11 protein-coding genes and 1 pseudogene are annotated in these 10,438 nt (G+C 70.9%); 4 read left to right on the top strand and 8 right to left on the bottom strand.

Features of this window, described 5'->3' with window-relative positions:
• The first annotated feature begins 3 nt into the window (after positions 1–3).
• Positions 4–117, top strand: a complete 114-nt coding sequence (locus tag ACK5KK_RS11315) for a hypothetical protein (RefSeq protein WP_416890188.1) — start codon at positions 4–6, stop codon at positions 115–117.
• Between the two features lie 18 nt (positions 118–135).
• Here the strand turns inward: ACK5KK_RS11315 and ACK5KK_RS11310 are convergent, their stop codons facing one another.
• From ACK5KK_RS11310 to murI, 4 genes are all read right to left on the bottom strand, one after another.
• Positions 136–1,041, bottom strand: coding sequence for a cation diffusion facilitator family transporter (locus ACK5KK_RS11310; RefSeq protein WP_416890187.1), 906 nt, complete (start codon positions 1,039–1,041; stop codon positions 136–138).
• Between the two features lie 102 nt (positions 1,042–1,143).
• A complete protein-coding gene (locus ACK5KK_RS11305; protein WP_416890186.1) occupies positions 1,144–1,770 on the bottom strand; it encodes a non-canonical purine NTP pyrophosphatase in 627 nt (208 codons plus the stop codon).
• On the bottom strand, positions 1,767–2,501 hold the full coding sequence (gene rph / locus ACK5KK_RS11300; RefSeq protein ID WP_416890185.1) for a ribonuclease PH: 735 nt from the start codon (positions 2,499–2,501) through the stop codon (positions 1,767–1,769). Before rph ends, ACK5KK_RS11305 begins: the two co-directional genes overlap by 4 nt.
• A gap of 49 nt (positions 2,502–2,550) precedes the next feature.
• The gene (gene murI, locus ACK5KK_RS11295) at positions 2,551–3,372 is read right to left on the bottom strand and encodes a glutamate racemase (RefSeq protein WP_416890184.1); all 822 of its coding nucleotides are present in this window, start codon (positions 3,370–3,372) and stop codon (positions 2,551–2,553) included.
• Between the two features lie 40 nt (positions 3,373–3,412).
• Here murI and ACK5KK_RS11290 point away from each other — a divergent pair, with 40 nt between their 5' ends.
• The gene (locus ACK5KK_RS11290; protein ID WP_416890183.1) at positions 3,413–4,732 is read left to right on the top strand and encodes a nicotinate phosphoribosyltransferase; all 1,320 of its coding nucleotides are present in this window, start codon (positions 3,413–3,415) and stop codon (positions 4,730–4,732) included.
• Between the two features lie 7 nt (positions 4,733–4,739).
• Here the strand turns inward: ACK5KK_RS11290 and ACK5KK_RS11285 are convergent, their stop codons facing one another.
• From ACK5KK_RS11285 to ACK5KK_RS11275, 3 genes are read right to left on the bottom strand one after another with little or no spacing between them, the layout of a single operon-like run.
• Positions 4,740–5,006, bottom strand: coding sequence for a DUF3039 domain-containing protein (locus tag ACK5KK_RS11285; protein ID WP_416890182.1), 267 nt, complete (start codon positions 5,004–5,006; stop codon positions 4,740–4,742).
• A 31-nt stretch (positions 5,007–5,037) separates the two neighbouring features.
• Positions 5,038–6,582 carry a hypothetical protein gene (locus ACK5KK_RS11280; RefSeq protein ID WP_416890181.1) on the bottom strand — a complete coding sequence of 515 codons (1,545 nt, stop codon included), beginning with the start codon at positions 6,580–6,582 and terminating at the stop codon, positions 5,038–5,040.
• Positions 6,558–8,048, bottom strand: a complete 1,491-nt coding sequence (locus ACK5KK_RS11275) for an ATP-binding cassette domain-containing protein (protein ID WP_416890180.1) — start codon at positions 8,046–8,048, stop codon at positions 6,558–6,560. The genes ACK5KK_RS11280 and ACK5KK_RS11275 overlap by 25 nt, the downstream gene beginning before the upstream one ends.
• Positions 8,049–8,230: 182 nt before the next feature.
• Here ACK5KK_RS11275 and ACK5KK_RS11270 point away from each other — a divergent pair, with 182 nt between their 5' ends.
• Together ACK5KK_RS11270 and ACK5KK_RS11265 are read left to right on the top strand one after the other, a co-directional pair.
• On the top strand, positions 8,231–8,923 hold the full coding sequence (locus ACK5KK_RS11270; RefSeq protein WP_416890179.1) for an NTP transferase domain-containing protein: 693 nt from the start codon (positions 8,231–8,233) through the stop codon (positions 8,921–8,923).
• Between the two features lie 25 nt (positions 8,924–8,948).
• Positions 8,949–9,893, top strand: a complete 945-nt coding sequence (locus ACK5KK_RS11265; RefSeq protein ID WP_416890178.1) for a hypothetical protein — start codon at positions 8,949–8,951, stop codon at positions 9,891–9,893.
• 12 nt (positions 9,894–9,905) lie between these two features.
• Here ACK5KK_RS11265 and ACK5KK_RS11260 read toward each other — a convergent pair.
• Positions 9,906–10,438 (bottom strand): annotated as a pseudogene (locus ACK5KK_RS11260) (hypothetical protein); the annotation flags it as partial.

Genomic DNA, 10,438 nt, shown 5'->3' with positions numbered 1-10,438 from the left:
GACGTGGTCGGTGAGGTGGAGTTCGCGGAGTTCTCGCCGAACGGAAGCCTGCGCCACGCTCGCTGGCGGGGGGTGCGATCCGACATCGACCCACGTCAGGTACGCCGAGAGAGCTGATCGGGATGCCAGCCCGGCTCAGTGCGCGTCGTGCTCGCGGTGCCCCGCGGGCTCGAACTGGAACGTGGAGTGCGCCACATCGAAGTGCTCCGTCAGGCACCCCTGCAGGTCGGTCAGGAGCGCCCCGGAACGGCCGCTACTGAGCACGGGCTCTTCGACGACGACGTGCGCGGTGAACACCGGCTGCCCCCGGGTCAACTGCCAGACGTGCACGTCGTGGACGTCCACGACGCCGTCGGCGGACAGGATGTGGTCGCGGATCTGACGCACGTCGGTCCCGCGGGGAGCGCGCTCGCCCAGGACGGAGAAGACCTCGCGCAGCAGCCCGATGGCGCGCGGCGCGATCATGACCGCGATGACCAACGAGGCGATCGCATCCGCCGGCACCCAGCCCGTCAGCTGGGTCACGATCGCCGCGGCGATCACCACGACCGACCCGACCAGGTCACCGAGGACCTCGAGGTAGGCGCCGCGCACGTTCATGCTCGTGCGCTGCGCCGCCGACAGGAGCCACAGGGCGAGCCCGTTGGCGACGAGTCCGACGACGGCGAAGATGAGCATGAGTCCGCCCGCGACCTCGTACGGCTCAGCGTGCACCAGCCGCCCGACGGCCGCGACGGTGATCCACGTGCACAGACCGAGCAGCACCACCGCGTTCACGAGGGCGCCGAACACCTCCGCCCGCTGATATCCGTAGGTGTTGCGGTCGTTGGCGGGACGAGCCGCGATGATGCTCGCCACCAGCGCGATCACGAGGGCCGAACTATCGGTGAACATGTGGACGGCGTCGGCGAGCAGCGCCAGCGAGCCGGTGAGAACGGCGCCGACCACCTGGACGACCATGACGGTCGCCGTCAGGCACAGCGACAGCGTCAGCAGCCGCCGATTGTCAGCCCCGCGGATACCGGGCGCGTGGTCGTGCACACCTCCAGGCTACGCCCGCACCCCTGCCGAAACCGCGACTGGCGGCATGTTCGGAATGATGGTGATTCTCACTCCTCACCTGCGCTTTCCCGGACCCGCCGGCTACAGTCCCCCCAGCAGCGGCACCAGCGCGCGGAACGCGCGGGTGCGGTGCGAATCGGCGTACTTCTCCGCTGCCGACCACTCCCCGACCGTGCGTTCGACGCCCGCCTGCTGGCCGTCCGGGATGAACACCGGGTCGTACCCGAAGCCGCCCTCACCGGCCGCTGCCACGGCGAGCCGTCCCGGCCACACGCCCTCGACGACGTGTTCGGCGCCCCCGGGGGTGACCAGCGCGATCACCGAGACGAACTGCGCGGTGCGGTGCGGGTCGCCGATGTCGGAGAGCTGGTCGATGAGCAGGTCGCGATTGGCTACGGCATCTTTCCGGTGCCCGGCCCAGTAGGCCGAGAAGGCGCCGGGCGCGCCGCCGAGGGCGTCGACGCAGATGCCCGAGTCGTCGGCCATCGACGGCATTCCGGTGTGCTCCGCCGCCGCGCGAGCCTTGATCAGCGCGTTGGCGGCGAAGGTCACGCCGTCCTCGACCGGTTCCGGGCCGTCGTAGCCGACCACTTCAAGGTCTGGTCGGGTCGCCGTCACGATCGCCCCGAACTCCTCGACCTTGTGCGGGTTGTGCGTCGCGAGCACGATGCGACCGGGTGCGCCCGCGGACGCCGCCGACCCGCTCATTCGCTCAGCGCGGCGCTCTGCCGGTCGCGCAGCGTCGCGCACCCGGCGACGCCGAGGTCGAGGAGCGCGTCCAGCTCGCGCTTGTCGAACGGCGCCCCCTCCGCGGTACCCTGCACTTCGACGAACAGGCCGCGACCGGTGACGACGACGTTCATGTCGGTCTCGGCGCGCACGTCTTCGACGTAGGCCAGGTCGAGCATGGGCTCACCGTCGATGATCCCGACCGAGACCGCCGCGACGGAGTCGATCAGCGGCGACGAGTTCTTGCCGATGTGACCCTTGTCCCGACCCCACGCGACCGCGTCGACGAGCGCGACATAGGCGCCGGTGATGGCGGCCGTCCGGGTGCCGCCGTCGGCTTGCAGCACATCGCAGTCGATCACGATGGTGTTCTCGCCGAGCGCCTTCGTGTCGACGACGGCGCGCAGCGCCCGCCCGATGAGCCGGGAGATCTCGTGGGTACGACCCCCCACCCGCCCTTTGATCGATTCGCGGTCGCCGCGGGTGTGGGTCGCGCGCGGCAGCATGGCGTACTCGGCGGTGACCCACCCCTTCCCCTTGCCGGTCAGCCAGCGCGGCACGCCGGCGGTGAACGAGGCGTTGCACAGCACCTTGGTGCCGCCGAAGCTCACCAGGACCGATCCTTCGGCGTGCGCGTTCCATCCGCGCTCGATCGTCACGGTGCGCAGGTCGGCGGCGCCGCGCCCGTCGGCGCGTCGGGTGTCGGTCATCGGGAGTGCCTTTCGATGGGAGCGGGGGTGGGGGTCGAGCGATGCCCGGTCAGGTGGCCGGGAGGTCGATGGCGCCGGTCTGCACCAGACGTACCGCCGAGACCTCGCGGCCCATCAGCCGGTGCGCGAGGTCGAGGAAGTCGTCCGCCGAATCGCCGGTGGCCTCGTACACGTGGGTCGGCACCGCATCCGGCCCCGCCAGCAGGTCGCCGGAGACCAGCGTGCGGTACACGTCCTTCGCGGTCTCGATGTCGCTCGACACGAGCGACACGTCCGGGCCGAGGACATAGCTGATGGCGCCCTCGAGGAACGGGTAGTGGGTGCAGCCGAGCACGACGGTGTCGACGTCCGCGGCGCGCAGCGGGGCGAGGTAGTCGTCGGCGACGGCGAGCACCTCGGGCGTGCCGGTCACCCCGGCTTCGACGAACTCGACGAACAGCGGGCAGGCCCGCGCGAACACGGTCAGGTCGGCGTTGACCCCGAGCATGTCCTGGTAGACACCCGATCCGATCGTCCCCTCGGTGCCGATCACGCCGATCCGGCGGTTGCGCGTCGTCGAGATCGCGGTGCGCACGGCGGGCCCGATGACCTCGACGACGGGAACCGCGTACCGTTCCCGGGCGTCGCGCAACAACGCGGCGGATGCCGTGTTGCACGCGATCACGAGCATCTTCACGCCCTCGGCGACGAGGGTGTCGAGCACTTCCAGTCCGTAGCGGCGGACGTCGGCGATCGGCTTGGGACCGTAGGGCGAGTGGGCCGTGTCACCGATGTAGCGGATGGACTCGCGGGGCAGCAGCTGCGACACCGCACGCGCAACCGTCAGGCCGCCCACGCCGGAGTCGAAGATCCCGATCGGCGCGTCCGTCACGGTCACCCAGCCTAGCGCGCCGGGCACCTAGGCTGTCCGCATGCCCGAGACCACCGCGCTGTTGACCGATCGGTACGAGCTGACGATGGTCGACGCGGCCCTGCGCGACGGTACCGCGAGCCGTCGCTGCACGTTCGAGGTGTTCGCGCGGCGCCTGGCCGGCGGACGCCGGTTCGGCGTCGTGGCCGGTACCGGACGCCTGCTGTCGGCGTTGCGCGCGTTCCGGTTCGGCGACGACGACCTGCGATTCCTGCGTGACAACCGCATCGTCTCCGACGAGACCGTGCGGTACCTGGCCGGCTACCGGTTCTCCGGCACGATCACCGGCTACCGCGAGGGCGAGCTCTACTTCCCCGGTTCGCCGATCCTCACCGTGACGGGCACGTTCGCCGACGCGGTGCTCCTGGAGACCCTCACCCTCAGCATCCTCAACCACGACAGCGCGATCGCCACCGCCGCGGCGCGGATGAGCATCGCGGCCGGTGACCGGCCACTCGCGGAAATGGGTTCTCGCCGCGCCGCCGAGCACTCGGCCGTCGCGGTCGCGCGCGCCGCGTACATCGCGGGTTTCGGCGCCACCAGCAACCTCGAAGCCGGGCGCACGTGGGGCGTGCCGACGATGGGCACGGCCGCACACGCCTGGACGCTGCTGCACGACAGCGAGGCGGACGCGTTCCGGGGACAGCTGGCCGCGCTCGGAGCCGGCACGACACTCCTGGTGGACACCCACGATGTTCGCGACGGCGTCACCACCGCGGTGCGGCTCGCCGGGCACGAGCTCGGCGGTGTGCGGATCGATTCGGGCGATCTGCCCACGATGGCCGCGGAGGTGCGGGCGCTCCTGGACGGCCTTGGCGCCACCGAGACGAAGATCACCGTCACGAGCGATCTCGACGAGTACGCGATCGCCGCGCTGGCCGCTTCTCCCGTCGACGCCTACGGTGTCGGGACCTCGGTGGCGACCGGATCCGGGACGCCGACGGCGGGCATGGTCTACAAACTGGTGGCACGCCAGGGTACCGATGGCGCGTGGGTCGCCGTCGCGAAGGACTCACCCCACAAGACGTCGCGCGGCGGACGCAAAGCGGCGTTTCGCGCGCGGGATGCCGGGGTCGCCACGGCCGAGACGATCGTCGTCGCGGATGGTTTCGGCGCGCTGCCCACGAGCGCCGTCAGCGGCGAGCGGGCGCTGCAGGTGACCCTCGTCGACGGCGGCGAACCGGACCGCGAGCAGGAGGGGCCGCCCGGTGTCGCACGCGCCCGGGCACATCACGCTCAGGCGCGAGCGGAGCTGCCGGCGCGTGCTCTTGCGCTGAGCCGTTCCGACCCGGCGCTTCCCACCGTCTACGTCGACGCGTGAGCCGAACTCACCGCGCCATCGATTCGTAGATCTCCTTGCAGGTGGGGCACACCGGGAACTTCTCCGGGTCGCGTCCGGGCGTCCACTTCTTGCCACAGAGCGCGCGGACCGGCTTGCCGGTCATCGCCGACTCAAGGATCTTGTCCTTCTTGACGTAGTGCGAGAACCTCTCGTGATCTCCGGGTTCGATCTCCTCCTCGCGGATGAGCTCTTCGAGCTCGCGGTCGAGGGTTGCCAGACCGCCCTCATCGGGGCGATCGATCGGAGTGCTCATGCGCCCGATTGTAGCCGCCGGCCCGGCCGGGTCAGGTCGCGACGGCGAACTCCATCAACGCCCCGCCCCGGCGCTCGAACACCCATCCGCCCAGCAGCACCCCCGCCACCGCGACGACCAGTCCGATCGCCGTACCGCCCCACAGCGCCGCTGTCGCGGCCCCGTCGTCACCGGTCAGCGTCAGCCAGCCCCACCACAGCGCGGGTGCGTTCAGCACGAGGATCAGCGCGAGGGCGATCCCCTGGATCACCGTGCCGCCCGTGCGTTGCGGCTGCTGGAACGGGCTGTCGCCGGGGCCCGCCACCGCGTAGGGGGCGGCCACGCTGGCGACCGAGGACACGCCGAGCCCGCACAGGAAGAGGCACAGGCTCACTCCCACGACCGCGGGCACGAGCCGCGGCTGGCCGATGAGCCCTCCCGTCACCAGCAGAGTGATCAGCAGGAGCGGCACCGCGATCACGACGACCGGCACCAGCCGTCCCACGCGGTCGGCGGTGCCGCGCACCCCGGCGGACAGGTGCAGCCACAGCGCACTGGCGTCGTAGGCGAGGTCGTTGTGCGCCAGCCACCCGAGGAAGAGTGCCATGAGCGGGGCGGGAAGCAGCAGCGCGGTCTCCACCGGCACGCCGACCAGGAGCAACGGGAAGGCCGCGACGACGGCGGCGACCGGGATGATGATGACGTTGGCACGGTAGCGGGGGTCGGTGAACCAGTAGACGAGGCTGCGCGCGGCGATCGACCCGGTCGGCGTCGGCGGCGTGATCGCGAACCAGATGCGCCCCGGCTCGACCGCACCGTCGCGCGGTCGTGGAACCGTGTGCAGTAGGCGATCGACGACGAGGTACCACCCGCCGACGAGCAGCGCGACGGTGACGACGGCCACGGCCAGCGACCAGCCTCCTGACGCCGGGTCCGGCAGTGCCCAGGCCGCCCCGAAAGGCGTCAGCGCCACGACGTCGACGACCCGCTGCAACGCCGCCGGGACGACGCCGTCCCGGGCCAGGACGGCCAGAAAGACCGCCACGGGGACGGCGACGACCACGACTGCGATGAGGAAGATTCCGAGCGGACGGGTCGTCCGCTCGCGGGTCATCCGGGCGTTCGCACCGGCGGCGAGCTTGGCCGACAGGATGCAGGTGAGCGCCCCGAGCGCGGCCGACAGCACCGCTGATGCCGGTGCGACGCCGTGCGCGGTCCACATCACGACGACGCACACGCAGATGGCGATCAGGCACGCCACCGGGATGCTCACGAGCGAGGCGACCAGCAACGTCCCCGCCAGCGCTCGCGGCGCCGGGTTCAGGACCGCGAACCGGCGCGGGTCGAGCGGATCGGTCATCCCGCCCACGAGCGGTGCTCCGGCACATGCCAGGACGGTTGCTGCGCCCACGAGCACCGACGCGGCCGTCGCGGCCGACGCCGGTATCGACCGCATGTGGAGGGCCGCGCTGCACACGACCAGCGTGACGATCAACGCCGCCGCGGTGGCCGCGACGGCGCGCACCGTCGAGGACCGCCCGCCGCGGAACGCCCCCACCAGGAGGGAGAGCCTCAGTCCGAGAACGTGTGCAACCACTCCAGCCCCTCCGCGTCGTCGACGCCCCCGGCCAGCTCGAGATAGCGCTTCTCGAGGGTGAGGCCGTCGCGCACTTCATCGAGGGAACCGGCAGCCAGCACTCGACCCTCGACGAGGACCGCCAGGTGCGTGCACGCGCGCTCGATGAGGTCCATCCCGTGGCTGGAGAGCACGACGGTGCCGCCGCGACCGACGAAGGCGGTGAGGATGTCGAGGATGACCGCGGACGACACCGGGTCGACGGCCTCGAACGGCTCGTCGAGCACGAGCACCCGCGGCGAGTGGATGAGTGCGCCGGCGAGCATGATCTTCTTGACCATCCCCGCGGAGTAGTCCGACACGCGCCGAGCCATCGCCGCGCCCAGGTCGAACACGCGCGCCAGGTCGGCGATCCGTTCGTTTACGACGCCGGCATCCAGCCCGCGCAGCGTCCCGTAGTAAAAGAGCAGCTGGCGCCCGCTCAGCCGATCGAACGTGTGCAGTCGGTCGGGAAGCAGACCCATCAGCGCTTTGGCCGCTCTCGGGTCCTCGGCCAGATCGATTCCCCCGATGGTGATGGTTCCCGCATCGGGACGCAGCAGCCCGGCGATCATCGACAAGGTCGTCGTCTTGCCGGCACCGTTGGGACCGAGCACGCCGTAGAGCGCGCCCGACGGGATCTCCAGGTCGATCCCGTCGACCGCGTGGACTCCCCCGTACGCCTTGACGAGTCCCGCCAGCCGGATCGCAGGCGCGTCGGTTCCGGGCGCGGCGTCCGGCTCCTCCGATGCATCGGAGGCGACCGCAGCCGCCGCGATGGTGCCGAGCACCTCCTCGGCCGGCGTGTCGGTGTCGGGCACGTCCTCGGCCACCTCGCCGTCGACCTCACCGCTCACCTCGGTCTCGATGCCGGCGGGGGGTTCCTCCTCGGATTCGTCGTCGGACAGTTCGCCCCCGGGTGCTCCGTCAGGCTCGATGTCCGCGGGTTCCTCCTCGGGTTCATCCGCCGAGGGTTCCTCTTCGGGCGCACCGTCGGTGGGTTCGTCCTCGGGCGCACCGTCGGCGGGCTCATCCTCCGCATCGGCGTCTACAGGCTCATCCCCAGCCTCGACATCGGCGGGCTCATCGCCGTGTTCACCGTCGGTGGGTTCATTCTCGGTGTCGGCCTCGACAGGCTCCTCCCCGGACTCCACATCAGCCGACTCGCCCCCGGGCTCCACATCAACAGGCTCTCCCCCGGGCTCCACATCAGAGAAGTCCTCCCCGGGGTCACCGTCGGCGGGGTCCTCCTCGGGTTCGCCCTCGGCGGGTTCTGCCACGGCGGGTTCTGCCGCCGCGACGACCCCGTTGCCGGCCCGAGCCCGATCGGCCGCCGCAGCGGCCGGGTCGATCGACGGCTTCGGCGGCACGGGAGTGACGGCGCCGATTCGGTCGACATCCGCGAGCTCGTCGGAGTCATCCCCGGTGTACGGAACATTGTCGGCCATCGCACCAACCTAGCAACCACGCGCGGAAGGCTCCGAGCCCGGGACACCACGGAGATTGTCACGAATCCACAACGAGCGGCGGTCTTCCGGGGTGTTCTCAGGTCATCTCGCTACTATGGCGACGGCACGAAGGAGTGTCCTCTCGTCGAACGTTCGATAAACACTTCCCCGAGGAGAACCCCTTGACCATTCAGACCGTCATCCTTGCCGCGGGCATGGGCTCGCGCCTGGGGCGTAGCCTGCCCAAGCCCCTCACCGAGCTTTCCGACGGTCGCACGATCATGGGCCAGCAGCACGACAACATCCGCGCCGTCTTCGGTGCACGGGCGCGGATCACCACGGTCGTGGGGTATCGCGCCGAGACGATCGTGGAGGCCTTCCCCCACGCGTCGTACGTCTACAACGACCGCTACGACCAGACCAACACCTCCAAGAGTCTGCTGCGCGCGCTACGCACGACCGGTCGTTCGGGCGTGCTGTGGATGAACGGCGACGTCGTCTTCGACCACCGCATCCTCGCCCGCGCCGCCGCGTACATCGAGCGTGACCAGTCCTTCGTCACGGTCAACACGGCCCAGGTGAGCGACGAAGAGGTCAAGTACACCGTGGGCGCCGAGGGCTACATCGACGAATTGTCCAAGACCGTTCGGGGCGGCATCGGCGAAGCAGTCGGCATCAACTACATCTCCGCGCGCGACAAGCGGGCGCTCATCATGCAGCTGGGCCGGGTCGACGACCAGGACTACTTCGAGCGCGGGCTGGAACTGGCGATCGTGGAGAACTCCGTTCTCATCGAGCCGATGGACGTCTCCGATCTCTACGCCGTCGAGGTCGACTTCGCCGAGGACCTCGAGCGCGCCAACCTGTTCGTCTGAACCCGAGCGGTCGCGCACCAGGGACATGAGCCGGGTCCATCGCATCGATTCGATGCCCGATGACGCGCCCTGGCTCGGCGGCGTCCCGCCGGTGGGCACGACCGAGCACACCCGCACGATCCGCGCCCTGGATCGGATGCTGTCCATCCAGCGGCCCGTCGTCATCGCGCACCTGCGGAGCATCCGGCTGCGGCGCCCCACGGCGACCACGGCCGACATCGAGCGGATGCTCGAGCGCCGTTACCTCGCCGCCGTGACCTCGGCCGGTGCCGCGGTGGGAGCCACCGCGGTCATCCCGGGTATCGGCACGAGCGTGACCCTCGCCCTGAGCGGGGTCGAGACGGTGGGTTTCCTGGAAGCCACCGCGCTGTACGCCCAGTCGCTGGCCGAACTGCACGGCATCCGGGTCGACGACCCCGACCGGGCGCGCGCGCTCGTGCTGACGATGATGCTGGGTTCCGAGGGTGTCGCGCTGGTCTCGCAACTGAGCCGCCAGGCTTCCGGCAAGGGTCCGACGCGCGACAAGTACTGGGGCGAGCTGATCACGACGTCACTCCCCCGCGCGGCCGTCGGGCCCCTGGTCGATCGCCTCAAGAGCACCTTCGTGCGGCAGTTCGCCGGACGCGGCGGCGCCTCGTTTCTCGGGAAAGCACTGCCGTACGGTGTCGGCGCCGCGGTCGGCGGGGTCGGCAACAACATCCTGGGACGGCGCGTCGTGGCCGGCTCGCACCGCGCGTTCGGACCGGTGCCCGCCGAGTACCCCGCCGAATTGGAACCGCGTCCGGGGGCGTCGCGCCTCGAGCACCGTGCCGCCTCGGGAGCGCGCCGCGTCGGCGGTGCGCTGGCGACCGCCGGGCAGAGCGTCGCCGGAACCGTGGGCAAGATCATCCCCCGTCGCGCCGTGCGCGGCGACGACGCGGACCGGGTCGACGACGAGCCTGCGGACCCCGACACCGACGACGCGGCCTGACGCCCGGCGCCGTCAGGCGGTGTCCTCGTCGAGCTCGGCCTCGTCGGCATCCCCGTCGGCGGTGCCGCTGCGTTGGTGCCACTGCTCCCACGTCGCCATGAGCCGTGCCAGCGCCTCGTGGAAGCGGGCCGACGCGGCACCGGGCGTGGTGTCGCCGAAGTAATGGTGCACCCAGGCCGTGCGCCGCGTGACGGCGTCATCGTCGGATGCCACCCGCTCCGCCTCGAAGAGCACACCGGGGGCGGCATCGGCGGTGAGCCACTCGGCGGCGCCGAGGTAACCGTTGACGTCGACGGCAGCGGCCGGGTCGACGGGCCGGGTGACCAACAGCGGTTTGTCGAGCGCGAGCCGGTCGTACACCATCGCGGAGATGTCGACGACGGCGATATCGGCCGCGGCAAGCTGCCACCCGAGCTCGGGGCCGTCGTCGTAGACGTGGCCCGCCCCCGGGTCGGTGTCGTTCGCCGCGACGATCGCCGCGACGATCCGCTCGTTCGCGGCGCCGTAGGCCGGATTGACGACACCGGAACGCGGATGCGGCCGGT

Origin of the sequence: Microbacterium sp., assembly GCF_047972865.1 — a bacterium.
In the GTDB taxonomy this organism is placed as follows: Bacteria; Actinomycetota; Actinomycetes; order Actinomycetales; family Microbacteriaceae; genus Microbacterium.
The sequence above is the reverse complement of the archived record's forward strand: the minus strand, read 5'-3'. Positions and strand labels throughout refer to the sequence as shown.

Excerpts from the sequence above, each read along its gene's own strand:
- ACK5KK_RS11305 (WP_416890186.1), bottom strand. The coding sequence starts at position 1,770 with ATGAGCGGGTCGGCGGCGTCCGCGGGCGCACCCGGTCGCATCGTGCTC.
- rph (WP_416890185.1), bottom strand. The coding sequence starts at position 2,501 with ATGACCGACACCCGACGCGCCGACGGGCGCGGCGCCGCCGACCTGCGC.
- ACK5KK_RS11290 (WP_416890183.1), top strand. The coding sequence starts at position 3,413 with ATGCCCGAGACCACCGCGCTGTTGACCGATCGGTACGAGCTGACGATG.
- ACK5KK_RS11285 (WP_416890182.1), bottom strand. The coding sequence starts at position 5,006 with ATGAGCACTCCGATCGATCGCCCCGATGAGGGCGGTCTGGCAACCCTC.
- ACK5KK_RS11275 (WP_416890180.1), bottom strand. The coding sequence starts at position 8,048 with ATGGCCGACAATGTTCCGTACACCGGGGATGACTCCGACGAGCTCGCG.
- ACK5KK_RS11265 (WP_416890178.1), top strand. The coding sequence starts at position 8,949 with ATGAGCCGGGTCCATCGCATCGATTCGATGCCCGATGACGCGCCCTGG.